This window comes from Bacillus sp. 16GRE42 (genome assembly GCF_019837435.1).
Taxonomy (GTDB): Bacteria; Bacillota; Bacilli; order Bacillales; family Bacillaceae_G; genus Bacillus_A; species Bacillus_A wiedmannii.
The window spans coordinates 999,180-1,026,157 of sequence record NZ_JADAXF010000001.1 but is presented as its reverse complement, the minus strand read 5'-3'; the positions used below and the strand labels follow the sequence as shown (position 1 = coordinate 1,026,157).

The window sequence follows — 26,978 nt, the reverse complement described above, 5'->3', positions numbered from 1 at the left end:
TCAATAATGGAAAGAAGAGTGCCAATTACGGTTGAAGAAGCTGTTCGTAAAGTAATGGGATTTGCTAATGAGGGATTAAAGGAGCTACTACCTATTGAATTAGCTTACGGGCGTATATTAGCGGAGGATTTAGTAGCTGACCATGATGTACCTTCATTCAATCGTTCACCGTATGACGGATTTGCTATTAGAGCAGAAGATACGAATGTAGCAAGTTATGAAACGCCAATTGTGTTTGAAGTAGTTGGTGAAATTGGTGCGGGATCAATATTCCACGAGAAAGTAGGTCCGTTTCAAGCAGTTCGAATTATGACGGGAGCACAAATTCCGAATGGGTGTGATGCGGTTGTTATGTTAGAGTTGACTCGTCAATATGAGGAAGCTGGCAACAATTATATGGAAGTGGAGCGATCATTCAAAATGGGCGACAATATTTCTTTTCAAGGTGAAGATGCTCGTAAAGGAACGGTTCTTGCAAAAAAAGGATCATACATTCATCCAGGTATTTCTGCTCTGCTTGCTACGTTCGGATATAGTGAGGTACCAGTGGCAAGAAAGCCTGTAATTGGATTGTTAGCGACTGGTAGTGAATTACTGGATGTAAATGATTCATTACAGCCAGGGAAAATCCGAAATAGTAATACGTATATGATATTGTCTCAAATTCGAAGAGCGGGCGGAAGAGTAAAATATTTTGGGAAGTTTAGCGATGATTTTCATACATGTTTCACAGCTGTAAAAGAAGCGTTAAGCCAAGTGGATATGCTCATTACAACAGGCGGTGTATCAGTAGGGGATTACGATTATTTACCAGCTATTTACGAAAAGTTAGGTGCATCGGTTCTTTTCAATAAAGTTGCAATGCGGCCAGGAAGTGTTACGACTGTAGCGCAATTAAATGGCAAGTTATTATTTGGTTTATCAGGAAATCCATCTGCTTGTTACGTAGGATTTGAATTATTTGTAAGACCGTGTATTCGGACGTATATGTTTAGTGAGAAAGCACATGTAAAAAGAGAAAAAGCGTTATTAGGAGAAGATTTTCTAAAACCAAATCCATTTACAAGATTTGTGCGAGCAAAACTGACATATAACGAAGGGCAATTAATTGCTTATCCGTCAGGGTTTGATAAATCTAGCTCGGTTTCTTCTCTATCAGAGACAAATATATTTATTGTACTTCCAGGTGGTACGAGAGGTTATAAAAAAGATATGTTCGTAGATGTTCTCTTGCTGGAAGATAACGAAGGTAGTGAATGGCCTTGGGCATTTTATAAAGTGAGAGGTGTTTCTAATGGGACAAGCGCTATTTGAGATTGTAGATATACCGATTGTAGTTGAAGAAGTAACGAATAAAGTCGCAAGAAGAGAAGCAGGTGCAATTACAACTTTTATTGGTACGGTGAGAGAGTTAACAAAAGGAAAACGAACATTACATTTAGAGTATGAAGCATATAAACCGATGGCAGTAAAACAACTTACGAAAATTGATGAAGAAATTAATGGAAAATGGCCGGACGCAAAAGTAGCAATTACGCACCGAGTAGGGCGGTTAGAAATCATGGATATTGCGGTCGTTATTGCAGTTTCATCACCGCATCGTAAAGTAGCGTATGAAGCGAATGAATACGCGATTGAACGTATAAAACGAATCGTCCCAATTTGGAAAAAAGAATTTTGGGAAGATGGAACGATGTGGATTGGAGATCAACTTGAAAATACGGCATATCCGGATGGAAAACCGAAGAAGGAAGAATGAGAAGATGATTACAATTTTATTGTTCGCAAATTTACGTGAGGAAGTTGGATCGGATCGACTAGTAATTTTAGAAAAGCAAGAAATGACAGTTCAGCAATTAAAAGAATGGTTCAAAGCAAGCTATTGCTTACAATCGCTTGATAGAGTGATTGTGGCTGTTAATGAAGAGTTTGTAACGGATGAAGAGATGATAAAAGCTGGAGATATAGTCGCATTAATCCCGCCCGTTAGTGGGGGATAATAAGCTTTTTCGCCAAGAAGATGTTGTATATAAATTCGAATACGAGAAGGGATGAGTTCTATGATTACTCAAGAACAAATAATGAACGCATTAAAACATGTAGAGGATCCGGAGTTACACAAAAGTATTGTAGAATTAAATATGGTTAGAAATATACAAATGAATGGAACAGAGGTTAAACTTGAAGTAGTGCTAACGATTCAAGGTTGTCCATTAAAGGTAAAAATTCAACAAGATGTGGAAGAGTCTCTTCAGGCAATTGGTGCATCTAAAGTAGATTTGACATTTGGTTCTATGACACAAGAAGAACGAGCTGCGCTAACAGAGAAGTTAAAGAAAAATAGTAGAACAGAAACTGGAATGCCGAGCATGCTTCGCCTTGATTCAGGGGTACGATTTATTACTGTAACGAGCGGTAAAGGTGGAGTTGGAAAATCAACGGTGACAATTAACCTTGCAACTGCTTTAGCTCGTATGGGCAAAAAAGTGGGGATATTAGATGCAGATATGTATGGTTTTAGCATTCCAGCTATGATGGAAACGAATCAAAAACCGACGATGATTGATCAAACAGCAATTCCAGTTGTTAGTCACGGTGTTAAAATTATGTCGATGGGATTTTTTACGGAAGGAAATAACCCAGTTATGTGGCGCGGACCGATGTTAAATAAATGGATTCAAAATTTCCTTGCGAATACGCACTGGGGAGAATTAGATTATTTACTTCTTGATTTACCACCTGGCACAGGAGATGTAGCTATTGATGTTGCAGCAATGATCCCGCAGGCGCAAGAAATTATCGTTACAACACCACACAACGTAGCTTCATTCGTAGCATCTAGAGTAGGTGTTATGGCAAAACATACGAAACACGAGATTTTAGGTATTGTAGAAAATATGGCTTATTATGAAGAACAAGATGGATCGAAAAATTATCTCTTCGGAAAAGGTGGCGGCGAAATGCTTGCAGAACAATTGCAAACAGAAGTGATTGCACAAATACCTTTTGCAAAACGAGAAGAAAATAACGGTTCATCTGTATATGATGAAGAGTCTCTTGTAGGAGAAGTGTTTACATCGTTAGCGGAGGATATTATTTATAGAGGATAGAGGGGGAAGTTTAGTATGGCGTGTAATATCGATCATTCTATGGAAGATGTAATGAATAAGCTTGAAAGTCAGAAGAGTTTTTTACCGGAAGTGATTTTTAAAGAGTTAAAGGGATTTTTGGGAGGGAATCATTCACAGGAAATATTAAATGATATCTTTCATCTTTTAAAAAAGTATGACTTAGTTAGTGAAGATGAACGAGAGATGAGAAATACTCAATTATTGCTGATTATAAAATAAATACGCTTTGGCTTTTGTTTTTTTGCAGAAGGGATGAATGTAATGGATATGAAAAAGATGATTGAAACGATAGAAGCAACTAAAGTGACTGAAGAAGAATTATCGATTTCTACTTTACATCAAAAGCTTGTGAAGTTGTATAGTCAAAAAGATAGTGCGGAGTATACGGAGATATTAAAATATATTTTATCATTATCCGTGCAGCTGAACCTACATTTCGTATTGAAATATTTTGGTGTGCGCCCGGTTGTTGCTGCAGATGAACGTATGCAATTTCAAGAGATATTTAAATGTTTAGCTAAGAAAGATGATAATGGGAAATGGTTTCTAAATTTCGTTTCTTTATATGTAGGACTAATTGTAGTTCTGCATTTTGATGAAAAAGAGATTGAGAGAAGTTTTTTCGATGATATGGTAGTGGATGAAGGGAAGGCAATATAAGATTCTGCTCATAATATCTTTCTATTTAATTGCTTTAACTGCAATTTTAGTTGGTTATTTAAATATAAAGGTAACTAATTAATAAAAAGAGTTCTTCAGTTGTTTCCATCGTTTTTTCATGTTACCATTAAGCGGATTTTTCATAGGGAGAGAAAGCGATGAAATGGATTTATTTTATTATTATTAACGTTATAGCTTTTAGCCTTATGGGGCTTGATAAACGAAAAGCGAAGAAGAAACAGTGGAGAACGCCAGAAAGTACGTTGTTTTTATCAGCGGTAGCTGGAGGCGCAGTTGGTGCTTGGATTGGTATGTATATGTTTCACCATAAAACACATAAAAAGAAATTTGTTTTCGGTATACCGTTACTTGTCGTTATAACAGTATGTTTACTTTTTGCTGTATGAGAAATGTCGAAAGAATTGCAGATTGATTATTGGTAAAGTGAGCATGCGGGACCGTATAATGGAGAAAAACGAGAAGAGGAGAAAAGGGAAGATGGGGAGTCAATCAGCACAGCAAAAAAAAGGGATTATATATGCGGCTGGTGCTTATACGATGTGGGGAATCCTACCAATCTATTGGAAATGGGTTGAGGAAGTTCCAGCAGATGAAATATTAGCACACCGCATTGTTTGGGCGTTCGTTTTTATGTTACTTGTATTAGGTGTTACGAAGAGATTTCGTCAGTTTATTGGGGAGTTCGTGAATCTTTTTAAACGACCTAAATTATTAATGTCATTAACAATAGCTTCAGTCTTGATTAGCGGAAACTGGTTTGTCTACATATGGGCCGTTAATCATAATCATGTTATTGAAGCAAGTCTTGGATATTATATTAATCCGCTTATTAGTATTTTACTTGGTACAGTTGTATTAAAGGAAAAGTTAAACTTTTGGCAATATGTTGCAGTTGGTTTAGCTGGAGTAGGGGTTATCATTTTAACAGTGCGTTTCGGATCTATTCCGTGGGTTTCTTTATCACTTGCCTTTTCATTTGGATTATATGGATTAACGAAAAAATTGTTAAACTATGATGCGACAATTGGTCTTACGATGGAAACAATGTTAGTGACGCCGTTTGCGATTATCTATCTCGTTATGACAGGAGCGCATGGATTCGGTTCATTTGGATCTATTTCCATGTTATCGACGTTACTATTAATAGGAGCAGGTATCGTTACAGCTTTACCACTTTTTTATTTTGCAAAAGGAGCACAACTTATTCCGCTTTATATGGTAGGATTTTTACAATATATTGCACCAACGATTAGTTTAATTTTAGGTGTATTCGTATTTGGTGAACATTTCACATCTACTCATATGATGGCATTTTTCTGTATATGGGTTGCATTATTTGTGTTTTCAATAGCGAAAACAAAGTTTTTAGTGCAGAAACAACCGAAATTTATAAAAAATAAATCAGCAAAAGTATCATAATGCGTAGTATTTTCTACGCATTTTTCTTTATACTGTTACTATATAGATTTCCATTATAGTCAGTAGGGAGCTGAGAACGTGGAAACAATTTTACATAATGATCCGCTTATGGCCGCTGTAATTTCATGGTTTCTAGCACAATTAACGAAAGTAGTCTTTAAATTATTCAAAACGGGTGAATTTGATTTTGCAAAGTTTTTCGCTTCAGGTGGGATGCCGAGTTCTCATGCTTCAACTGTTACAGCACTTGCGACAGGTGTTGGCGTTGTGGAAGGTGTGGAAAGTACCTTATTTGCTATTGCTGCTATCTTTGCAATAATTGTTATGTATGATGCTTCAGGAGTAAGACTTGCAGTTAGTAAACAAGCGAAAATATTGAATGAGTTCTTTCACGGTAGACAAACAGAATATAAGAAGTTAAATGAACTTGTCGGGCATACACCGTATGAAGTAGTAGTCGGTGCTTTAGTAGGGATTATTGTCGGAGTGGGATATTGCTTATGAGCAGAACATTTTATATGTTCTGTTTTTCTTTGTTTTCATACATATTTAGCTACCTTTTTGAATATCGTTATACGGATTTCGAAAGGGTGGGTGAGTAACTTGTTATTATATGAAAAAGTGCATGAAGAAATAGCGAGAAGAACAACTGCACTTCAAACGATGCAACGGCAAGATGGTACGTGGCAGTTTTGTTTTGAAGGAGCACCATTAACAGATTGCCATATGATTTTTTTATTAAAATTATTAGGTAGAGATAAAGAAATAGAACCGTTTGTAAAAAGATTAGCATCACTTCAAACAAATGAAGGAACATGGAAATTGTATGAAGATGAAGTGGGTGGCAATTTATCTGCTACAATTCAATCTTATGCTGCCTTACTAGCTTCAAAAAAATATACAAAAGAAGATGCGAATATGAGGCGGGCCGAAATGTTTATTAAGGAACGTGGAGGCGTGGCGCGTGCTCATTTTATGACGAAGTTTTTATTAGCAATTCATGGAGAATATGAATACCCTTCGCTTTTTCATTTGCCAACACCTATTATGTTTCTGCAAAATGATTCACCCCTCAGTATATTTGAATTGAGTAGCTCAGCACGTATCCATTTAATTCCGATGATGGTTTGTTTAAATAAAAGATTTCGAGTAGGAAAAAAGTTACTGCCAAATTTAAATCATATCGCAGGCGGGGGCGGGGAATGGTTTCGGGAGGAGCGGTCTCCGTTGTTTCAAACGTTATTAAGTGATGTAAAACAAATCATATCGTATCCACTTTCTTTACACCATAAAGGATATGAGGAAGTCGAACGTTTTATGAAAGAGCGTATTGATGAAAATGGAACGTTATATAGTTACGCAACTGCCTCATTTTATATGATTTATGCTTTACTCGCGTTAGGACATTCTCTTCAATCATCAATGATTCAAAAAGCTATAGCAGGGATAACATCTTATATATGGAAGATGGAAAGAGGGAATCATTTGCAAAACTCTCCTTCAACTGTATGGGATACGGCTTTACTCAGCTATACGTTACAAGAGGCCTACACTTCGAAAGATAATAAGATGATTCAACACGCAGCAGCGTATGTATTAAAAAAACAGCATACAAAAAAAGCTGATTGGAGCGTACATGCTCCTGCGCTGACTCCAGGCGGTTGGGGTTTTTCGGATGTGAATACGACAATTCCAGATGTCGATGATACAACAGCTGTGCTAAGAGCGTTGGCAAGAAGTAGAGGGAACGAAAATGTAGATAATGCTTGGAAGAAAGGGGTCAATTGGGTTAAAGGATTACAAAATAATGATGGTGGTTGGGGAGCGTTTGAAAAAGGTGTGACGAGTAATTTATTAGCAAATTTACCAATCGAAAATGCAAGCGATATGATTACAGATCCCTCTACACCAGATATTACAGGAAGAGTGTTAGAGCTTTTCGGGACATACGCGCAAAATGAATTGCCTGAGAAACAAAAACAAAGTGCGATAAATTGGTTAATGAATGTGCAAGAAGAAAATGGATCATGGTATGGGAAATGGGGGATTTGTTATATATATGGTACGTGGGCTGTTATGACTGGTTTACGGTCACTCGGAATTCCATCTAGCAATCCATCAATGAAACGAGCAGCTTTATGGCTGGAACATATACAGCATGAAGATGGTGGGTGGGGGGAATCGTGCCACAGTAGTGTGGAAAAAAAGTTCGTTACTTTACCATTCAGTACACCATCCCAAACAGCATGGGCGTTAGATGCTCTCATTTCTTACTATGATAAAGAAACACCAGCTATTCGAAAAGGTATTTCATATTTGCTTGCGAATCCTTATGTGAATGAAAAATATCCTACCGGAACAGGTTTACCAGGTGGGTTTTATATTTATTACCATAGCTACGCTCATATATATCCGCTACTTACTTTGGCACATTATATAAAACAATATCAAAAATAAACCGAGAGATATCTCTCGGTTTATTTTTGTTGGGTAGTAGGTCCCTGTTGAAAAGAATAAGGTTGTGCGTTCCTTATTTTTCTGTTGACTGGCGTTTTTGACGTGCATCAGCGGCATTTGCACGTGCGTTTGCTTCTAAGTCATTGTGGTCAGCGAGTTCACGAGAGAACTCAACATCAATGCCATCAGCAGCTTTGTTTTGCTTGAAATTTTTTTTGTTCATTCGACACAATCTCCTTGTGTTTTATGCGACGTTGCAAAGTTAGTTTGACACAAATAGACTTTTTTATACAAAGAGGAATTGGGAAGTAAAGAGCCGAAATATACAGTATAAGTAATAGAAATGAGGGATAGGGATGGAGTTTTTAAATGGGAAAACAGCTGTAGTAACAGGAGCTGCACAGGGAATTGGAAAAGAGATTGCAAGGGTTTATGCAAAACTAGGGGCTAAAGTATTAATTAGCGATGTAAATGAAGAGAAGCTACAAAAAACGACACGTGAATTATCAGATGAAGGATATGAAGTGAAGCAGTATCGTTGTGATGTGAGTAATCAAAATGATGCGAAGTCCTTAATTGAATACGCTGTCCAAACATTTGGTACACTGCACATTTTAGTAAATAATGCAGGAATTACGCGAGATGCTATGTTACATAAAATGGAGAAACCAGAATGGGAACAAGTACTGCAAGTAAATTTAACAGGTGTTTTTTATTGTATGCAACCAGCGCTTCTTTACATGAGACAACAAGGGTATGGACGCATTATTAATATATCTTCAATTAGTAGAGAAGGAAACATAGGTCAAGCAAATTATGCGGCTACGAAGGCAGGCGTTGTAGGTTTAACGAAAACGGCAGCGAAAGAAGTTGGAAGTTTCGGCATTACGTGTAACGCGATTTGCCCAGGATTTATGGATACAGATATGACAAAAACGATACCAGATAAAGTGAAAGAAAAGATGGTCGGTGCGATTCCAGTTGGTAGAATTGGAACGCCAGAAGATATTGCGAACGCAGCTGCCTTTTTAGCATCAGAATACGCATCCTATATTACAGGAGAAGTATTGAATGTGAGCGGAGGACTACAAGTTTAAAGGAATACATAATGAAAAGAACCTGACCGGATAGGCCAGGTTCTTTTTTCATTAATTTAAGTTGAGCCAAACGCTCTTCACTTCTGTATAGTTATTTAATGCGTAAGATCCCATTTCACGGCCAAGACCGGATTGTTTAAATCCTCCAAATGGAGATGCTGCATCAAAGACGTTATAACAGTTTACCCATACAGTACCAGCACGTACTTTACTTGCAACATAGTGTGCTGTTTTAACATTTTCTGTCCACACACCAGCCGCTAAGCCGAATTGTGATTTATTTGCACGTTCAATTACTTCATCAATATCGTTAAAAGGTATTGCAGAAATAACTGGACCGAAAATTTCTTCTTTTGCAATCGTCATTTCGTCATTTACGTCAGCGAATACTGTAGGAGAAACGAAGTAGCCTTGGTCGAATGGATTACTTCCTCCGCAAAGTACTTCAGCGCCTTCTTCAATTCCTTTTTCAATGTAGCCCATTACACGTTTTTGTTGTTCTTCGGAAACGAGAGGACCGATTGTTGTTTCAGGGTTAAGACCGACACCTTGATTTAGTTTTTTTGAATAGAGGACGAGATCAGCCATGACATTATCATACATTTTCTTCGGAACAAATAAGCGTGATCCAGCAGAGCATACTTGTCCTTGGTTAAACATAACACCAGAAAGTGCACCAGGAATCGCGCGAGATAAATCAGCATCTGGCAAGATGATATTTGGTGATTTACCGCCTAACTCAAGTGTAACGCGTTTTAATGATTCAGATGCTTGTCGCATAATTTGTTTACCGACTGGAGTAGAACCAGTAAATGCAATTTTATCAACGAGTGGATGATTAACCAGTGCTTGCCCAGCTGATTCACCGAATCCAGGAACGATATTAATAACTCCTTTCGGGAATCCAGCTTCTTCAATTAATTCAGCTAAGTATAGAGCGGATAGTGGAGTTTGTTCTGCAGGTTTTAAAACGATTGTACATCCTGTAGCAAGCGCTGCTCCCATTTTCCACATTGCCATAAGAAGTGGGAAGTTCCAAGGAATAATTTGACCAACGACACCAACAGCTTCATGGCGTGTATAGTTAAAGAAATTACCAGAAACAGGGATTGTTTGACCGACAATTTTCGTAGCCCAGCCAGCATAATAGCGCATATGCTCAATTGCAAGTGGTATGTCTGCTGCCATTGTTTCACGAATTGGCTTTCCGTTATCTAACGTTTCAAGCTGTGCAAGCTCTTCTTTATGTTCTTCCATTAAATCAGCTAACTTGTACATAAGACGGCTTCGCTCAGCAGTGCTCATGCGAGACCAAGGGCCTTCATCAAAAGCCATGCGAGCTGCAACGACAGCTTTATGAATATCTTCGCGACCCGCTTCAGAAACGACAGCAAGTGTTTCGCCGGTTGCTGGGTTAGGTGTTTTAAATGTTTTACCGGAAGCGCTTTCGATGAAAGATCCATTCACATATAACTTTTTTGTACCTTGAAGAAACTTTTCTACCTTTTCATGAAGATTTACAGCTAGTTGACTCATTGTATAACCCCCTTGAAAATATAATGTAAACGCAGTACGAGACGGCGTTTATTCCGAAATCAAGGATGTGGGAACTAGATGGAAAGCCTCTAATTTTAATCATAATTAACAAATACTGAAAATTCAAATTTCATTTGTGTTACAATTGTAAAAAATATGTAATGTAAGAGAGTCTTCTATATGATTATAAAAAATCCTGCTTGTTTTTGCTTTCTAGTAGGAAAAACTAGAAGAACAATGGTACAATAATACATCGTGAGAGGAGGGAGAAAAATGAAGGATTATCATGATGATCCACGCTTTCGAATCGCCCATAGAGAAGCGTTAATTGGCCTTGGACTTGCTATTATTAATTTTATAATATGGTACGGATTTGCTTATGGGCTTGGTAGTAAAAATCCAAGTGAATATACATATGTATTCGGTTTTCCAGCATGGTTTTTTTATAGCTGTATCGTTGGATTTGTCGTTATGGTTATTTTACTTAGTTTAGTTGTTCGTTTTGTATTTCAAGATATTTCACTCGATGAGGAAGAAAAAAGTGAGGAATAATAGATGAATTGGTATGTAATCATTCCAATGATAATTTCATTTATCGTTGTGTTTTTAATTGGTGTATATGCTTCAAGACGCGTACAAGCGACTGCTAATAATAAATTTTTACAAGAATATTTTCTTGGTGGGCGTGAACTTGGCGGTTTATTATTAGCGATGACAATGATTGCTACGTACGGTAGTGCTAGTAGCTTTATTGGTGGTCCAGGTATTGCGTACAATATGGGCCTCGGATGGGTATTATTATCTGCGATTCAAGTTGTAACAGGGTATATCGTTTTAACGGTTATCGGTAAAAAGTTTGCAATTATCGCTAGGAAGATGGAAGCTATTACTCTTATCGATTATTTAAAGGGAAGATACAATAATAAAGCAGTTGTTATACTTTCTGCGTTATGTATAATTATCTTCTTATTTTCAGCAACAGTAGCTCAGTGGGTCGGCGGTGGACGATTAATTGAATCGCTAACGGGTCTATCTTATACAACAGCACTATTTTTATTTACTTTTTCTGTACTTGTGTACGTATTAATTGGTGGGTTTCGTGCAGTTGCTTTATCAGATACGTTATTAGGAATCATTATGTTAGTTGGAACGACAATCATTTTAATTGCTACTGTCATTGCTGGTGGTGGAATTGAAAAGATTATGCAGGAGCTTATTCAAATCAATCCAAATTTAATTACACCATTCGGAGCGGATGGTAGTTTAACGAAATCATATGTGACATCATTTTGGATTTTAATTGGAATTGGTGTTGTTGGTTTACCGCAAATTAGCGTGCGTGCCATGTCTTATAAAAATTCAAAAGCTATGCATCAAGCGTTAATAATTGGAACGGTTGTTGTAGGTACAATTATGATTGGTATGCATTTAACAGGTGTATTTGCACGAGTCGTACTTCCGGGTATAACGGTACCAGATAAAGTAATGCCGCTACTCGCGATGGAAGTGTTGCCACCTTGGTTAGCCGGAGTTTTTTTAGCCGCGCCAATGGCAGCAATTATGTCTACAGTAAACTCGTTATTGTTACTTGTAAGTTCATCAATTATTAAAGACATATACGTAAATTACATAAATAAAGATGCAGCAGACAGTACGATCAGAAAAGGAAGTTTGTGGATTACTGGTATCGTAGGGCTGCTTGTTTATGCAGCAGCAATTAAACCACCAGATTTTTTAATATGGTTAAATTTATTTTCTTTCGGTGGATTAGAAGCAGCATTCATTTGGCCAATTGTATTAGGGTTATATTGGAGAAAAGGAAATGCAACAGGAGCGCTTGCCTCTATTTTAGTTGGGGTAGGCTCATATATGTGTATTCATCTTTTCTATCCAAATCCGTTCGGTATACATACAGTTGTCTTCCCAATTTGTTTTGCGTTTATCGCTTATATCATTGGAAGTATGAGTGCTGTGAAGAAAAACAGTATAGGTTAGAGGAAGAACGTAGTCCTTATAGAGGACTACGTTTTTTTGTGTGAATTTATTCTTTTTTATTCTGTATATGTAAGGTTATTCATAAATTAATAACAATTGAGGGGATGGAGTTGAGGTCGATGAAAAAAGTGTTATTTTTGGGAGACCCAGGAATTGATGACTCTTTAGCCATCATGTATGGAATTATGCATCCTGATATTGATATTGTTGGTGTTGTAACCGGATATGGAAATGTAACACAAGAAAAGGCGACAAGTAATGCAGCATATTTGCTGCAAATGGCAGGGCGGGAGGATATACCTGTTATTAATGGTGCGAAAATTCCTTTATCCGGAGATGTTACAACGTATTATCCAGAAATTCATGGGGCAGACGGCTTAGGGCCAATTAAACCTCCAAAAGCTTTTTTGCCAAATATAAAACCTTTTTGTGCTTTTTTTGATATTCTTGAAAAGTATAAAGGAGAATTAATCATTGTTGATGCTGGTAGGTCAACGACACTAGCGACAGCATTTATTTTAGAAAAGCCGATGATGAAGTATGTGAAAGAATATTATATAATGGGTGGTGCTTTTTTAATGCCCGGCAATGTGACACCAGTCGCAGAGGCGAATTTTCATGGTGATCCGATTGCGTCACAATTAGTTATGCAAAATGCCAAGAATTTGACATTAGTGCCACTTAACGTTACATCTGAAGCAATTATTACGCCAGAAATGGTGAAATATATTACGAAACACTCTAAAACGAATTTTAATAAATTAATTGAACCGATATTTACGTATTATTATAAAGCGTATAAAAAGTTAAATCCGAAAATAACAGGTAGCCCAGTACATGACGTTGTTACAATGATGGTTGCGGCGAATCCGTCTATTTTGGATTATGTGTACCGTCGTGTCGATGTGGATACAGTAGGGATTGCAAAGGGAGAAAGTATTGCTGATTTCCGTCCACAACCTGATGCAAAATCTTTAAAGAATTGGGTGCGAATTGGTTGGTCATTACATTATAAAAAATTTCTCGAAGACTTCGTGAAAATTATGACGTAGACATAATAGGAGAATACAAGTTAAAATAATGGAGATGATTACTAAAATAATCATCTCCATTATTTTGTTTGTAAGAGATAGATAGAGAAGAGTTATACAATAGGAGAGGAATTTTACTTGAAAAAAACTATAGTATGCGCAGTGATTGTGGGTATTTTCGTTTTGCTAATATCGGGTAATTTTTTAGTGAAAAAAGTGTGGAGTTCAAATAATGATGATGCACAGTATATCGCATCCTTTATTGAAGAACATAAAGATGAAAAAAATAGTGCGCTTCTCGTGAAGAGAAATGATAAAGTTGTTTATTCTGTAAATCCAAATGTTGTATTGCCAGTTGCTAGTACGATGAAGTTAATTGTGGCGCTTGAATATACGAAACAAGTTACGGAAGGAAAAATTGATCCATCTAGTTTCGTTTCCATTAATGATATAAATCGTTATTATGTGCCGAATACAGATGGCGGTGCACAAGATAGATGGCAAAGGTATTTGCAAAAGACAGACAAGATAACAGAAGAGGCAGTTTCTTTAGAAGAAGTGGCAAAAGGAATGGTTAAGTTTAGTTCGAATGCGAATGCTGAATATTTAATGGAAGTGTTAGGGTTAGATAATATTAATCGAAATTTACAAAGTTTATCCCTTCCAGCACATCAGCCGCTATTTCCGATTGTTTCATCTTTATACATCCCTGGATATTTGCATAAAGAACTACATGTTCCGAAATATAAAATAGAGAAAAAGTTAAAAGAAATGTCTCAAGAACAATATCGTGAATATGCCATGATTATTCATGAACGCTTAAAAAAGAAGGGGCCATTATTACAGAAGGAAATACCTCTTTATTTAGAGGAACGTTACGATAAAATTTGGTCAGATCGATTACCAGCAGCTTCTGCAAACGATTATATGGTACTGCTTCAAAAGGCAAATCATAAAGGTGGCCTAACAGAGGCCGAAGAAAAAGTGTGGGCTAATATCGTTGAAACGGATATGAGTGCTAAAAAATACCGTAAAACATTTAGACATGCAGGGCAAAAGAATGGTTATACGCCATGGACAGTTACAAAAGCAGTTTATGCGATGGATAAACGCGGGAACTGTACAGAAATAGTGTTTTTAGCCAATAATTTAAATGAGGACGACAGTGCAGAAATACGGAAACATTTAGCAAACTTACATTTCCAAGTGTTGCAAAGTGATAAGTATGATGCGACTTTTATTAAGTAAACTCGGTGCAGAGAGCACCGAGTTTATTTTTATGTACAAGCACTTTTTTACTCTCTGTGGGTATGATGGGTAGTAATACTTAAGTGAGAGGGGAAAAGGTGATGAAACAAAGTAAAGAAGAGTTTATAAAGAGTGAAGGCGCTGATTTCCCTGGGAAAACATATGTGGATTGTGTATTACAACATGTATTTCATTTTCAACGAAATTACTTATTAAAAGATATGTTTCAAGTGCATAAAGCACATATTACAATGCTGACTGAAGAAAATTTAATGAAAAAGGAAGAAGCTAAAGTTATATTACACGCACTAAAAAAGATAGAGGGAATTCCAAAAGATCAATTGCTATATACAGAGCAGCATGAAGATCTCTTTTTTCTAGTCGAACATTTAATTTCTCAAGAAGCGAAATGCGATTTTGTAAGTAATATGCATATTGGTAGAAGTAGAAATGATATGGGTGTAACGATGTATCGTATGAGTTTAAGGCGATATGTACTACGACTAATGGAGCATCATTTGTTATTGCAAGAAAGTATACTACAACTTGCTGCTGATCATAAGGAAACGATTATGCCAGCTTATACACATACACAACCAGCGCAGCCCACAACATTTGGTCATTATACGTTAGCTATTTATGATACGATGCAGAGAGATTTAGAACGAATGAAACGAACGTACAAACTTATAAATCAGTCTCCAATGGGAGCTGCCGCTCTTTCCACAACAAGTTTCCCAATTAAACGAGAGCGAGTTGCCAATTTACTTGGGTTTACAAATGTAATTGAGAACTCATATGATGCTGTTGCTGGAGCGGATTATTTATTAGAAGTTAGCTCGTTACTTATGGTAATTATGACGAATACGAGCAGATGGATTCATGACTTTTTATTATTAGCGACGAAAGAATATGATGGTATTACTGTTGCAAAGCCATATGTACAAATAAGTAGCATTATGCCGCAAAAGCGAAATCCAGTTTCCATTGAACACGCCCGTGCGATTACGAGTAGCGCTTTAGGAGAAGCATTTACAGTATTTCAAATGATTCATAATACACCATTTGGTGATATTGTCGATACAGAAGATGATTTGCAGCCGTATTTATATAAAGGAATTGAAAAGACCATTCGTGTTTTTTGTATTATGAATGCAGTGATTCGAACGATGAAAGTAGAAGAAGAAACGTTGAAAAGTCGTTCTTATAAACATGCAATTACGATAACTGATTTCGCAGATGTTTTAACAAAAAACTATAGCATTCCATTTCGGCATGCGCATCATGCAGCGAGTGTTATTGCGAATATGTCATTGGAGCAGCAAAAGGAGCTGCATGAATTACATTTAAAAGATGTAAATATATACTTACAAGAAAAATTCAAAATACATTTATTGGAAAAAGAGTGGAATGAAATTATATCGCCAGAAGCATTTATTCAAAAAAGAAATGTATACGGTGGACCGAGTAAAAAAGAAATGGAGCGTATGATTAAAAATCGAAAAGAGTCATTTCAAAAAGAAGAAGAGGTATTTGAAAAAGAAAAACAGAGAATTTTACAAGCTGAAACTGATTTGAATATGTTAACTTCGCATAGTATTGAATCGTAAAAGAGGGATTTAATGAATTAATCGCCAATACTTAATGAAACTATAAATAGAGGGAAGAGATTGTCGATGATTCAATTACATGTATACGAAGAGATTCTTAATTTTAAAGAAGAGGTTACACCATTTTTAGAAAAGAATGAGCAGGAAAATAATCTCATATTAGGTGTATTACAAATGGTCCAACAACCGATATTTATGGGGGTAGCAAAACAAGAGGAAGAAATTGTAGTTGTATTTCTTCAAACAGAAGAAAAGAAACAAATCATTGTTGCTACGTCTGAAATTGCGGAAGAGGATATCGTGGAACTTGCAAAAAAATTAACGAAAGTATATTCAAATGTTCCTGGATTGATTGGTAATAAGAAAATTGTACAGAAATTAGCGGAAGAGACTGCCGTGTTAGAAAATAAGAAAACGAATGTTGTAATGGAGCAAGGTGTGTATGCATTACAACAAGTTAAGAAGAAGTGGACCGAGGATGGGGATTTTCGAGAAATAGGTAGTGATGAGCTACCATTAATAGAACAGTGGATTTATCAATTTTGCGAAGATGTAAGGCTTCCTACTACGAAAGAAGAAGCGAAACAAACCGCTCATACATTAATTACGAACCGTCGTCTATTTGGTTTAGAAGTAGATGGGAAGCTTGTTTCTGTAGCTGCAAAAACGAGACCAACTACAAACAATATAACAGTTAATTTCGTATATACACCGAAAGAAGCGCGGAAAAAAGGGTACGCATCTAGTTGTGTCGCTGCACTTAGTCAACGTATGTTAGATGAAGGATATAAGACGACTACGTTATATACTGATCTAGCAAACCCTACGTCTAATAAAATTTATCAAGAAATTGGTTATGAAAAAATTGCGGAGTCTGTACTTATATTTTTAGAGAAATAAAATGAAAAGGCACGCTATTAGAGCGTGCCTTTTTGTTATTCATCAATTCGAATGACTTCACCTTGCGGGAAATTCTCAGTTTCTAGTAAGCTACGAATTGCTTTCGCAACGTATTCAGGTGACAGTAGTTTTCCTTCTTCTTTTAGTGCGATGAAGCGGTCTAAATTTATGAAGTCTTCTTTATTTGTTTCACGAATTTGTGCTTGCATACTTGTATCAACAACACCAGGTGCAAAAGCGACGATTTTTACTGGATATTCTTTTTCTGCTTCTTCGGTTGCTACGCACTGTGTAAACATATTTACACCAGCTTTCGTTGTACAATAAGCGCCCCATCCAAAATAAGGATTTTTTCCTGCACCAGATGAAATGTTTATAACACGTTTATCTACTTTCCAGTCTTTCGTATATCTCATGAAAGTAGAGGTAAGAATCATCGGTGCAAGTAAATTAATTTGAACGTTTGTAATGAAAAGCTCGCTTTCTGCCTTTTCAATTGGCTTCATTGGTGCAACCGTGCCTGCATTATTAATTAAATGAATAGATGATATATTGTCTTCCTTCATAGATGAAAGGATCTCGTTAAAGTTAGTTTCTAATTTATGTACATCTTGAAGATCTAAGGAATGAAAAATGCAATGACTGTTATTTTGCTCTGCGAGTTTAGTAAGCTCTTTATTTTCTCTTCTAGAAATAGAGATGACGGTTGTATTTTCTTCTAATAATTGTGTGGCGATTGCCTCACCTAAACCTTGTGAAGTTCCTGTTATGATAACGTAGCGCATAGTGTAGTAAACTCCTCTCCATATATGTGGAATTTTGTTGGACAACGTACATTGTATAGTTTGTCTACATTTTATAGTATAGAGCACTTTTTACTATAATTGAAATGAGATGATTGTGTGCCTTTTATGAATCGCTTTACAACAACAGTAACTGGTGCCGTCACGTTCACTGGGAACACGTTAGGACTAAGTCCTACATCGCCTGCACCAAATAATAATTTCGGTACGATTGATGTATTTACAACGGTAAATACATCGCTCCAAGTACCTGGATTCCCAGCAGGAACGACGAATGACTGGCCATTAAATTCTTCAAGTGCAATTTTGAATCTTCCGGCAGGGAGTAGTATTTTATACGCAGAACTAGTATGGGCCGGCACATACCGGACCGATACAGAGGATGTTTCAGCTTTTTTAAATGATAACATTACATTTACAACACCGGCAGGAACGTTTTCTGTTACACCAGATCCTGCAACTGCGCAGCAAGGTTCAGTAGGGAACCAGTTTTATTACGTACGTTCAGCTAACGTAACGAATCTTGTTAATACAGGGGGAGCGGGAACATATACAACGGGTGCTGTACCGGCTACAAGAACTTCTGCTGATCCAACGGTTAGTCGTTCAGCTGGTTGGACGCTTGAGGTAGTTTATCAAAATACAAGTTTACCACTTCGGAATTTGTCAGTGTATGCAGGCCAAGAAATTATTGATGCTTCATCACCACCAGTTGATGCTACTATTTCAGGTTTCGCAACTCCATCTACAGGTTCTGTTACAGGAAGAGTACTTGTAACTGCTCAAGAAGGTGATTCTAACATTGTTGGAGATCAACTTCGCTTTGGACCGAATGCGAATGCTACAGTTGCTTTATTCGGACCGAGAAATCCCGCAAATAATTTCTTTCAGTCACAAATTTGTAATGATAGTGGGAATTTAGATACAACTGGCACCTTTGGAAATTTGAATCAGCCGTTAGGGATAGCTTTAGCCGTCCGAAGACAAGGATGGGATATTACGAATGTAGATGCCTCGTCATCATTAGTAAATAATCAAACGTCAGCGACTGTTCGCTTCGTTACAAATGGAGATGGATATGCTGCAGCTGGTTTTGGTGTTCAAATTGATGCGACAGGGCCAATTATAAATCCTGTTAAATCTGTTGATAAAACCGTTGCAGCAGTAGGTGATATTCTCACCTATACGATTACTGTTCCGAATACAGGGACAGGAAGTGCAGAAAACGTTGTATTACAAGACAGTATTCCGAATGGAACTACGTTTATAGCAGGCAGTGTTACAGTAGGTGGAGTAACTCAGCCGAGCGCCAATCCAGCTAGTGGAATTAATTTAGGAACGATACCGAATAATGCTCAAAGAGTTGTCACGTTTCAAGTGAGAGTTACGTCATTCCCGAATCCGAATCCAATTTCAAATCGTGCGATGGTGTCATACCAATTCCGTCCTTTTGTTGGAAGTCCTCCTATCACAAGTACAGCTTCTTCAAATACAGTACAGACGACGATAAATCGCGCAAATGTAAGTTTACAAAAATCTGTAGATCTACAGACGGCAACAATTAATGATGTATTAACGTACACAGTGAATGTCACCAACGATGGGAATGTCGCTGCAAATAATGTTATTTTTGTTGATAGTATACCTGCTGGAACAACGTTTATAACAAATAGTGTTACGGTAAATGGAGTAGCGCGTCCAGGAGCAAATCCGGCAAGTAGTATTAATCTTGGAAGTATTAATGCTTCGCAAACGACTGTAGTGCGCTTTCAAGTTCGAGTAACATCTAATCCTCTTGTAAATCCAATTCCAAACCGTGCGAGTGTAACATTTAACTTTATTCCAGTGCCTGGTCAGCAACCAATTTCAGGCCAAGCGACAAGTAATACTGTATTTACTACAATTAATATAGCTGATATAAGAACGAGAAAAACAGTAGATAGAGCTTTTGCGACAGTTAATGACGTTCTTACGTACACCGTTACAATTGAGAATACCGGGAATGTACTTGCGACGAATGTTATTTTTCAAGATCCAATCCCAATTGGAACGACTTTTATCCTAAATAGTGTGACTGTAGATGGGGTTTCACAACCTGGGGCAAATCCTGCGACTGGGTTTACCGTAGCGAATATATCTCCTGGCGGAAGTAGGACAGTGACTTTTCAAGTACGAGTGACATCTACACCATCAGGAGGTACGATTGCAAATCGTGGAAATGTGTCTGCTAATTTCGTCGTTATTCCGAATCAGCCACCGATAACGATTAATAGACAAACGAATACAGTTGTGACACAAGTTAATACAGGCGGTTTAAATGTAATAAAAGAAGTGAATACAATGCAAGCGGCGGTAGGGGATACTTTAACATACACAATTGCCGTCCAAAATACAGGAAACGTACTGTTAACAAATGTATTTTTCCAAGACCCTATTCCTTCCGCTGTTTCATTCGTTGCAAATTCTGTAACAATTAATGGAGTACCACAAAGTGGATTGAATCCAAATACAGGATTTTCTCTTCCAAATATTCCTGCGGCTCAAACAGTTGTAGTCACATTTGACGTATTAATTGTACAGGATCCAGAAAATGAAGATATTTTAAATCAAACAAATGTAACAGCGAGTTTTCAAGTGAATCCGAGTGAACCACCAGTAACAATCAATGTTCCGAGTAATGTTGTGAATACAACAGTACAATCAGGGAACTTTGAAGTTGTGAAGGCAGTGAATACGGATGTTGCAACGGTAGGGGATGTTTTAGTATATACAATCGAAATAATTAATGCAGGTAGTGTAACAGCTACAAATGTGTTTTTCCAAGATTCAATTCCGCAAGGGACGTTATTTATTGAAAATAGTGTATTGGTTAATGGTGTTTTACAAGAAGGGGCAGATCCAGAACTTGGATTCCCATTAAATAATTTGCCTACTGGCACGAGTGTAATTGTTACGTTTGAAGTATTAATTGATGAAATTCCCCAAGGAAATAATGTCGTCAATAATGCGAATGTCACTGGAGATTTCCTTGTAAATCCAACAGAGCCACCAATTACTGTAACAGTGCCAAGTAATACTGTTATGACAGTGGTGAATTCTTCAGGGTTAAATGTAATGAAGAGCGTAAGTGCTAGTGAAGCAGGTGTAGGGGATACGTTAACGTATACAGTTCGTATACAAAATAGTGGAACAGTAGCAGCAACAAATGTATCATTCCTTGATCCAATTCCATCTGGAACAACATTTGTAGCAAATAGTGTAACAATAAACGGAACGTCTCAACCAGTTTTAAACCCAACAACTGGATTTCCGCTTGCTAATATTCCAGTAGGAGGAACGGTAACAGTTGCTTTTCAAGTGACGATCACGAGTGTACCACCAAATAGAGTTCTTCCGAATAATGCGAATGTAACAGCTGATTTTCAAGTAAGTCCTTTGCAGCCGCCAATTACAATTGTAACGATTAGTAATATTGTTGTGACACGAGTGAATGTAGGATCAATTAATGTAATAAAGAGTGTAACTACACCACAAGCAGGTGTAGGAGATACGTTAACGTATACGATTCGTATTCAAAATACAGGAACTGTTCCTGCAACGAATATTATTTTTCAAGATCCAATTCCGTCTGGTACTGCGTTTGTAGTAAATAGTGTGACGATAAATGGAGTCGTTCAGCAAGGCGCGGATCCTATGGCAGGTTTCCCAGTACCAAATATTCCTGTCGGGCAAACGGCTACGATTACGTTTCAAGTTACAGTGACGAGCGTTCCGAGTGGTGGAAATATAAGAAACCAATCGAACGTTACTGCAAGTTTTCTTATAAATCCAGCCAATCCTCCAATAACAACTGTTACGAATAGCAATTTCGTCGTGACGCAAGTAAACACAGCGCAGTTAAATATACAAAAATCTTCATCTGTACAACAAGCGGCACTTGGAGAAATTTACACGTATTCTGTTGTCATTAGAAATAATGGAACGGTAACAGCGACGAATGTCTCTTTCATTGATCCAATTGCTTCAGAAACAACATTTGTAGCAAATAGTGTAACGATAAATGGAACTCCTCAACCTGGATTTGATCCAAATATAGGTTTTACGCTTCCTAATATAGCTGCTGGCACATCATTGACTGTAACGTTCCAAGTAACAGTAGTTGCACCATCCACGCGTGGAGCCGTACTAAACACCGCATCTGCAACAGCTACTTTCTTATTAAATCCTTTACAGCCCCCTGTAACAACAACAAATTCAAGTAATACGACAGTAGTTACGATACCGTTACCTCCTCCTGGTGAAGTAACAGCAACAAAAACAGTTGACGTTGCAACTGGAGCGGTTGGGGATGTATTAACGTATACCGTGCTAATTTCAAACGTAGGAATTATACCTGTTACAGATGTGTTCTTCCAAGATGTCATACCAGAAGGAACGACATTTGTAGAAGATAGTGTAACGATAGGTGGGGTGCAGCAACTTGGTGTAAATCCAGAAATAGGATTTACAGTTACTCCATTATTAATTAATGGTGGAAGTATTGAGGTAACGTTCCGAGTGACGATTACAGAAATTCCAGATAATGAAGTCATATTAAATGATGCAGACGTTACATTTACTTCACAACCAAATCCGCAGGAACCACCGATTACGGAAACGATATTAACAAATTTAGTCGTTACGACAATTAATATAGCGTTTATTTTTCCGTTAAAACTAGTAGATAAAGAAGTAGCGATTGTAGGAGAAATTTTAACGTATGATGTATTGATTTTTAATTTTGGAACAGTGGCAGCGACGAATGTTCAATTTATAGATACTACTTCCGCGGGTGTAGCATTTGTACCGGGAAGTGTGAGCATAAACGGGGTACCAGCACCGGGATTAGATCCGTTCATCGGCTTTACAGTTCCAGATATACCTGTAGATGATTTTGTGCTTGTCACATATCAAGAGATGGTAACGAGCATACCAGAAGGTGGTACAGTTGTTAACTTTGTAGACGTTACCGCTACATTTGCTGTAAGTGAAACAGAACCGCCTATTACTGAGACGACGACAAGTAACACGACATTAACCGAAATAAATGAATCTGGTTTGAATGTTTTAAAATCAGTAAGTGAGCCGATTGTTGCAGTAGGCGATACAATCACATATACGACAGTAGTTCAAAATACGGGAACAGTGACGGCGACGAATGTTCAATATAGTGATGTATTACCTTCCTCTATAGCATTCGTGCCGAATAGTGTAACGATAGGTGGTGTGATACAACCTGGGTTCAATCCTAATAATGGATTCCCGCTGCCAGATATAAATCCAGGGGGAAGTGTAGAAGTCACATTCCAAGTAACCGTTGTTAGTGTTCCATCAAACGGAACAATTGCCAATACGGCAAATGTTACTGGAAGCTTTATATTAGTACCAGGAGAACCACCAGTTATAGTAAATCAGCCAAGTAACACAACGCTCACAACTGTAAATAGAGGACGATTTAATGTTATTAAACAAGTAAATAGAGCAGCTACTCTCGTTGGAGATGTATTAACGTATACGGTTCAAATAACGAATACAGGAACAGTAACAGCAAATGATGTTCAGTTTATTGATACAATTTCAGCAGGAGCGTCATTTGTATCGAGTAGTGTAACGGTAAATGGAGTTTCGCAACCAAACTTAAATCCGATTACTGGATTTGGAGTTGGAGATATACTCGTTGGTGAAACCGTTATAGTGACGTTTCAAGCGATAGTTACAACCATCCCGTCATCAGGAACAATTACGAACGTTGCAAATATAACAGGAAACTTTACTTTAGTGCCAGGAGAGCCACCTGTTGTAGTAACTGAACCGAGTAATACGACGATAACAAGGGTAAATAGAGGGCGCTTTAATGTTATAAAAACCGTGAATAAGCAAGCAACGCGATTAGGAGATACGTTAACGTATAGTGTGCAAGTTACAAATACGGGAACGGTAACTGCGACGAATGTTCAGTTTATTGATGTCCCATCGCCTAGTTTAGAATTCGTTGCAGGAAGTGTGCAAATAAATGGGATTCCACAAGTAGGTTTAGATCCTTTTGTAGGCTTTTCATTACCTGATCTTGCAGTAGGGGATAGCTTATTAATCACATTTGAAGTAAACGTAATCGCAATTCCGCCTTCTAGTAGTATTATGAATACAGCGAGAGTAACTGGTGATTTCGAATTGATTCCAGGAGAACCACCGTTTACAATTACGAATTCAAGTAATACGACAGTCACACCAGTAAATAGAGGCAGTTTAGATATGCTGAAAGAAGTAGATCATTCAATTGTTGGAGTAGGAGAAACGGTAACGTACCGTGTTCGCATATTAAATACTGGTACGGCTGATGCAATGAATGTTAAATTTATTGATGTACTATCTCCGGAAGCTGTTTTTGTACCAAATAGTGTAACGATAAATGGAGTAGCGCGTCCGGGAGTAAATCCGCAGGTTGGATTTACGATTTTAGACATTCCAGTCGGTGAGACGGCGATTGTAACATATGAAGCTACGATTATGAGTTTTCCAGATGGTGGTACAGTAGTGAACGTTGCTGGGGCATCAGCAGAATATATTTTAGTACCAGGAGAGCCGCCAGTTACAGTGATGGACACGAGTAATACAGTTATTGTAACAGTAAATACTGCAATCTTATTTGTTGCAAAAGGAGCAAACTTTGAAGTAGCGATGGTAGGAGATGTTGTCACTTACGGAATTGCTGTTATAAATGATAGTACAGTTCCTGTGACGAATATTGTTTTAACGGATATCATTGATCCGAATACGTTATTTATAAATGGCACGGTAACAGTAAATGATGTACCTTTTCCATTTGCTAATCCGAATACTGGTATTTCGTTAGGTGATTTTCAGCCAAATGATGCAGCTATTATTAATTTCCAAGTTGTAATAACAGGAGGGCAAATCAATAACTTAGTTACAAATACAGCGACAGCGAGTGGGTTTGCAACTGTGAATCCAAATGAATCGCCTGTAGTAGTTGAAGGTGATAGCAATACAGTTGTTATCCCGTTTATTCCTCAAAATGTCTCAACGACAGTCGTAAAAACAGCGGATCATCAAACAGCAACAATAGGAGATGTTATTACGTTTACGACAGTTATTACAAATACGGGGGATACTATCATACAAAATATTCGTTTTCAAGATATGTTAGATAGTAGTGTTCGATTTGTTCTTGGAACTGTAAAGGTTGATAATACGCTAGTGCCAAATGTAAATCCAGTATCAGGATTTCTTATAGGAAGTTTAAATCCAGGTGAAGCACGCACAGTCTCGTTCCAAGTAGTAGTTCAGAGCGCGCCAAGTGGTTCAGAAAATTATATAAATCAAGCGAGTATTCGTTTCGAACATCAAGTAGGAACAGTATTGCCACCTGTTACACAAATAGTAGAAAGTAATATGGTTATCATTCTATTTGCTCCAACGATCGAACAAATTTGTGAAACAAACTTTAATTGCTTAGATAAAATTCCATTTCAATGTTCTCCGTGTAATCAGTTGCACGAACATAAAAAATAAAACAAAAAAGAGCATCCTATTCTTTCAGGATGCTCTTTTGGTATTAATCACATAGATTCATTTTCGGGCGAGGTAAAAAACTCGTTGATTTTGTTGGAAAGTAGAAATGGAATGGCTCCTTTTATTACAGAAATATCCCAATCCCACCATGCAAGATTCTCTAGTTTGTCAATCGTTTCTTGCGGGAAACGATATCGAATAAATTTTGCAGGATTACCAGCTACAATTGCATATGGAGGTACGTCTTTTGTGACAACACTCTTTGCCCCAATAATGGCTCCGTTACCAATTGTAACACCAGATAAAATGCAGGATTGATAACCAATCCATACATCGTTGCCGACTACGATGTCACCTTTTGAAGAAGGATGACCAGTAATATGTGCTCCTTCATTAAAAAATGCATTAAATGGGTAAGTTGTTATCCAGTCTGCGCGATGTTCACCGCCAAGTATGAAAACGACTTCTTCTCCTAATGAACAAAACTTACCTATTTTTAATTTCGTTTCATCATTCCAAGAAAAAATGGTTGGACCTACTTTACTATAAGTATAATCACCAATATCATATTTATTATATTCAGGTTTTTGATTTAAAAATAACATAACAAATTTAGCATCCTCTCTAAAGCAAGTAATGGATATGGAACATTATATGCAACTTGGAATAAGTCGAACTGTGTTGTATGAATTGGTAATACACAATTAGTAGGTGCAACGAATAAAAAGGGAGTGGAATGAATGATATACAAAATGGGATTATATAATAAACCTTTTCAGTCAATTAAATCTGGAAAAAAGTATATGAAGTACGTTTATACGATGCAAAACGTCAACTTATAAAACAAGGCGATCATATTGTATTTACGAACCTTACGACAGCAGCAACGATGACTGTCAAAGTGACGGAAATAAAACGATACGAAAGCTTTAAAGCAATGTACGAACAAATTGATAAAAAATTATTGGATTGTGAAAATGATAGTTTAGAGGAAATGCTAGAAAGTACATACAAAATATATACGAAAGAACAAGAAAAAAAGTGGGGAACAGTTGCGATTCGTATTGAGGTAATAAAATGATAAGAAATCGCGGCGGGGCTATCATTGTGCAGGAAGGGAAAATTGCTCTTATAAAACGTATTCGAGAAGGGGAAACATATTATGTTTTTCCAGGCGGAGGAATTGAAGAAGGAGAAACAGCTGAAGAAGCAACGAAGCGAGAAATTTATGAAGAATTAGGGGTACATATAAAAGTGGAGCAACTGATTGCAAAGGTGGAGTATAAAGGTACGGAGTATTATTTTAATGCCCATATTATAGATGGAGTTTTCGGAAGTGGTAAAGCTGAAGAATTCAAGCTGAAAGATAGAGGGAGTTATATTCCGTTGTGGTTGCCGATACACGAGTTGGAAAAAGTGAATATAAAACCGTATGAAGTGGTCGGAAGCATATTCAATCATTATAAAAAGTAAGGTCTGACAACATACAAAAAAAACC

The 26,978-nt window shown here is 37.3% G+C and carries 23 protein-coding genes and 1 pseudogene; 20 read left to right on the top strand and 4 right to left on the bottom strand.

Annotation, left to right across the window (positions count from 1 at the left end; translation table 11 throughout):
• Positions 1-6: 6 nt before the first annotated feature.
• The 10 genes from moeA to ILS93_RS05220 all read left to right on the top strand — a co-directional run bounded on the left by moeA (position 7) and on the right by ILS93_RS05220 (position 7,688).
• Positions 7-1,314, top strand: coding sequence for a molybdopterin molybdotransferase MoeA (gene moeA / locus ILS93_RS05265; RefSeq protein WP_222660096.1), 1,308 nt, complete (start codon positions 7-9; stop codon positions 1,312-1,314).
• On the top strand, positions 1,295-1,759 hold the full coding sequence (gene moaE / locus ILS93_RS05260; protein ID WP_064476948.1) for a molybdopterin synthase catalytic subunit MoaE: 465 nt from the start codon (positions 1,295-1,297) through the stop codon (positions 1,757-1,759). Before moeA ends, moaE begins: the two co-directional genes overlap by 20 nt.
• A 4-nt stretch (positions 1,760-1,763) precedes the next feature.
• Positions 1,764-2,000, top strand: a complete 237-nt coding sequence (gene moaD / locus ILS93_RS05255) for a molybdopterin converting factor subunit 1 (protein ID WP_064476947.1) — start codon at positions 1,764-1,766, stop codon at positions 1,998-2,000.
• Positions 2,001-2,060: 60 nt separating this feature from the next.
• On the top strand, positions 2,061-3,110 hold the full coding sequence (locus ILS93_RS05250; protein WP_064476946.1) for a P-loop NTPase: 1,050 nt from the start codon (positions 2,061-2,063) through the stop codon (positions 3,108-3,110).
• Positions 3,111-3,125: 15 nt separating this feature from the next.
• Positions 3,126-3,350, top strand: coding sequence for a hypothetical protein (locus tag ILS93_RS05245; protein WP_064476945.1), 225 nt, complete (start codon positions 3,126-3,128; stop codon positions 3,348-3,350).
• Between the two features lie 42 nt (positions 3,351-3,392).
• Positions 3,393-3,791 carry a nucleoside triphosphate pyrophosphohydrolase family protein gene (locus ILS93_RS05240; protein WP_064476944.1) on the top strand — a complete coding sequence of 133 codons (399 nt, stop codon included), beginning with the start codon at positions 3,393-3,395 and terminating at the stop codon, positions 3,789-3,791.
• A 158-nt stretch (positions 3,792-3,949) separates the two neighbouring features.
• Positions 3,950-4,198, top strand: a complete 249-nt coding sequence (locus ILS93_RS05235) for a DUF1294 domain-containing protein (RefSeq protein WP_000871331.1) — start codon at positions 3,950-3,952, stop codon at positions 4,196-4,198.
• A 91-nt stretch (positions 4,199-4,289) separates the two neighbouring features.
• Positions 4,290-5,231, top strand: coding sequence for an EamA family transporter RarD (rarD, locus tag ILS93_RS05230; RefSeq protein ID WP_088047043.1), 942 nt, complete (start codon positions 4,290-4,292; stop codon positions 5,229-5,231).
• Positions 5,232-5,309: 78 nt separating this feature from the next.
• Positions 5,310-5,735 carry a divergent PAP2 family protein gene (locus tag ILS93_RS05225; RefSeq protein ID WP_000447816.1) on the top strand — a complete coding sequence of 142 codons (426 nt, stop codon included), beginning with the start codon at positions 5,310-5,312 and terminating at the stop codon, positions 5,733-5,735.
• A 99-nt stretch (positions 5,736-5,834) separates the two neighbouring features.
• Positions 5,835-7,688 carry a terpene cyclase/mutase family protein gene (locus tag ILS93_RS05220; protein WP_064476942.1) on the top strand — a complete coding sequence of 618 codons (1,854 nt, stop codon included), beginning with the start codon at positions 5,835-5,837 and terminating at the stop codon, positions 7,686-7,688.
• A 73-nt stretch (positions 7,689-7,761) separates the two neighbouring features.
• Here ILS93_RS05220 and ILS93_RS05215 read toward each other — a convergent pair whose 3' ends face one another.
• The gene (locus ILS93_RS05215; RefSeq protein ID WP_001035806.1) at positions 7,762-7,911 is read right to left on the bottom strand and encodes a YfhD family protein; all 150 of its coding nucleotides are present in this window, start codon (positions 7,909-7,911) and stop codon (positions 7,762-7,764) included.
• Positions 7,912-8,044: 133 nt separating this feature from the next.
• Between ILS93_RS05215 and fabG the strand changes: the two genes are divergently transcribed.
• Entirely contained in the window at positions 8,045-8,785 is a 741-nt protein-coding gene (gene fabG / locus ILS93_RS05210) for a 3-oxoacyl-ACP reductase FabG (RefSeq protein ID WP_000395032.1), read from the top strand.
• Positions 8,786-8,836: 51 nt separating this feature from the next.
• On the opposite strand, the gene dhaS is transcribed toward fabG, so the two are convergent.
• Positions 8,837-10,321 carry an aldehyde dehydrogenase DhaS gene (gene dhaS / locus ILS93_RS05205; protein ID WP_064476941.1) on the bottom strand — a complete coding sequence of 495 codons (1,485 nt, stop codon included), beginning with the start codon at positions 10,319-10,321 and terminating at the stop codon, positions 8,837-8,839.
• 273 nt (positions 10,322-10,594) lie between these two features.
• Between dhaS and ILS93_RS05200 the strand changes: the two genes are divergently transcribed.
• The 6 genes from ILS93_RS05200 (at position 10,595) to ILS93_RS05175 (ending at position 17,105) form a co-directional block, all read left to right on the top strand.
• Complete coding sequence (locus ILS93_RS05200; RefSeq protein WP_000656242.1) at positions 10,595-10,873, top strand: YhdT family protein; 279 nt, start codon at positions 10,595-10,597, stop codon at positions 10,871-10,873.
• A 3-nt stretch (positions 10,874-10,876) separates the two neighbouring features.
• Positions 10,877-12,316: a sodium/pantothenate symporter gene (gene panF / locus ILS93_RS05195; RefSeq protein WP_001104842.1), complete on the top strand. Its 1,440-nt coding sequence runs from the start codon at positions 10,877-10,879 to the stop codon at positions 12,314-12,316.
• A gap of 119 nt (positions 12,317-12,435) precedes the next feature.
• A complete protein-coding gene (locus ILS93_RS05190) occupies positions 12,436-13,368 on the top strand; it encodes a nucleoside hydrolase (protein WP_222660094.1) in 933 nt (310 codons plus the stop codon).
• A 117-nt stretch (positions 13,369-13,485) separates the two neighbouring features.
• Complete coding sequence (locus ILS93_RS05185) at positions 13,486-14,595, top strand: serine hydrolase (protein ID WP_000751361.1); 1,110 nt, start codon at positions 13,486-13,488, stop codon at positions 14,593-14,595.
• A gap of 101 nt (positions 14,596-14,696) precedes the next feature.
• A complete protein-coding gene (argH, locus tag ILS93_RS05180; protein ID WP_064476939.1) occupies positions 14,697-16,205 on the top strand; it encodes an argininosuccinate lyase in 1,509 nt (502 codons plus the stop codon).
• A gap of 66 nt (positions 16,206-16,271) precedes the next feature.
• Positions 16,272-17,105 (top strand): GNAT family N-acetyltransferase, encoded by an 834-nt coding sequence (locus ILS93_RS05175; RefSeq protein WP_064476938.1) that lies wholly within the window; start codon positions 16,272-16,274, stop codon positions 17,103-17,105.
• Positions 17,106-17,140: 35 nt separating this feature from the next.
• On the opposite strand, the gene ILS93_RS05170 is transcribed toward ILS93_RS05175, so the two are convergent.
• Positions 17,141-17,890: a (S)-benzoin forming benzil reductase gene (locus ILS93_RS05170; RefSeq protein ID WP_001271045.1), complete on the bottom strand. Its 750-nt coding sequence runs from the start codon at positions 17,888-17,890 to the stop codon at positions 17,141-17,143.
• A 117-nt stretch (positions 17,891-18,007) separates the two neighbouring features.
• Between ILS93_RS05170 and ILS93_RS05165 the strand changes: the two genes are divergently transcribed.
• Positions 18,008-25,480: a DUF7507 domain-containing protein gene (locus ILS93_RS05165; RefSeq protein WP_222660092.1), complete on the top strand. Its 7,473-nt coding sequence runs from the start codon at positions 18,008-18,010 to the stop codon at positions 25,478-25,480.
• Positions 25,481-25,527: 47 nt separating this feature from the next.
• Here the strand turns inward: ILS93_RS05165 and ILS93_RS05160 are convergent, their stop codons facing one another.
• Positions 25,528-26,085 (bottom strand): CatB-related O-acetyltransferase, encoded by a 558-nt coding sequence (locus tag ILS93_RS05160; RefSeq protein ID WP_000898178.1) that lies wholly within the window; start codon positions 26,083-26,085, stop codon positions 25,528-25,530.
• A 135-nt stretch (positions 26,086-26,220) separates the two neighbouring features.
• On the opposite strand from ILS93_RS05160, the pseudogene ILS93_RS05155 reads away from it, so the two are divergent.
• Together ILS93_RS05155 and ILS93_RS05150 are read left to right on the top strand one after the other, a co-directional pair.
• Positions 26,221-26,561: pseudogene (locus ILS93_RS05155) on the top strand (ASCH domain-containing protein).
• Positions 26,558-26,953 (top strand): NUDIX hydrolase, encoded by a 396-nt coding sequence (locus ILS93_RS05150; RefSeq protein ID WP_064476935.1) that lies wholly within the window; start codon positions 26,558-26,560, stop codon positions 26,951-26,953. Before ILS93_RS05155 ends, ILS93_RS05150 begins: the two are co-directional and overlap by 4 nt.
• The last annotated feature ends 25 nt before the right edge of the window (positions 26,954-26,978 follow it).

Excerpts from the sequence above, each read along its gene's own strand:
- moeA (WP_222660096.1), top strand. The coding sequence starts at position 7 with ATGGAAAGAAGAGTGCCAATTACGGTTGAAGAAGCTGTTCGTAAAGTA.
- moaE (WP_064476948.1), top strand. The coding sequence starts at position 1,295 with ATGGGACAAGCGCTATTTGAGATTGTAGATATACCGATTGTAGTTGAA.
- moaD (WP_064476947.1), top strand. The coding sequence starts at position 1,764 with ATGATTACAATTTTATTGTTCGCAAATTTACGTGAGGAAGTTGGATCG.
- ILS93_RS05250 (WP_064476946.1), top strand. The coding sequence starts at position 2,061 with ATGATTACTCAAGAACAAATAATGAACGCATTAAAACATGTAGAGGAT.
- ILS93_RS05245 (WP_064476945.1), top strand. The coding sequence starts at position 3,126 with ATGGCGTGTAATATCGATCATTCTATGGAAGATGTAATGAATAAGCTT.
- ILS93_RS05240 (WP_064476944.1), top strand. The coding sequence starts at position 3,393 with ATGGATATGAAAAAGATGATTGAAACGATAGAAGCAACTAAAGTGACT.
- ILS93_RS05235 (WP_000871331.1), top strand. The coding sequence starts at position 3,950 with ATGAAATGGATTTATTTTATTATTATTAACGTTATAGCTTTTAGCCTT.
- rarD (WP_088047043.1), top strand. The coding sequence starts at position 4,290 with ATGGGGAGTCAATCAGCACAGCAAAAAAAAGGGATTATATATGCGGCT.
- ILS93_RS05215 (WP_001035806.1), bottom strand. The coding sequence starts at position 7,911 with ATGAACAAAAAAAATTTCAAGCAAAACAAAGCTGCTGATGGCATTGAT.
- fabG (WP_000395032.1), top strand. The coding sequence starts at position 8,045 with ATGGAGTTTTTAAATGGGAAAACAGCTGTAGTAACAGGAGCTGCACAG.
- dhaS (WP_064476941.1), bottom strand. The coding sequence starts at position 10,321 with ATGAGTCAACTAGCTGTAAATCTTCATGAAAAGGTAGAAAAGTTTCTT.
- ILS93_RS05200 (WP_000656242.1), top strand. The coding sequence starts at position 10,595 with ATGAAGGATTATCATGATGATCCACGCTTTCGAATCGCCCATAGAGAA.
- panF (WP_001104842.1), top strand. The coding sequence starts at position 10,877 with ATGAATTGGTATGTAATCATTCCAATGATAATTTCATTTATCGTTGTG.
- ILS93_RS05190 (WP_222660094.1), top strand. The coding sequence starts at position 12,436 with ATGAAAAAAGTGTTATTTTTGGGAGACCCAGGAATTGATGACTCTTTA.
- argH (WP_064476939.1), top strand. The coding sequence starts at position 14,697 with ATGAAACAAAGTAAAGAAGAGTTTATAAAGAGTGAAGGCGCTGATTTC.
- ILS93_RS05175 (WP_064476938.1), top strand. The coding sequence starts at position 16,272 with ATGATTCAATTACATGTATACGAAGAGATTCTTAATTTTAAAGAAGAG.
- ILS93_RS05170 (WP_001271045.1), bottom strand. The coding sequence starts at position 17,890 with ATGCGCTACGTTATCATAACAGGAACTTCACAAGGTTTAGGTGAGGCA.
- ILS93_RS05160 (WP_000898178.1), bottom strand. The coding sequence starts at position 26,085 with ATGTTATTTTTAAATCAAAAACCTGAATATAATAAATATGATATTGGT.
- ILS93_RS05150 (WP_064476935.1), top strand. The coding sequence starts at position 26,558 with ATGATAAGAAATCGCGGCGGGGCTATCATTGTGCAGGAAGGGAAAATT.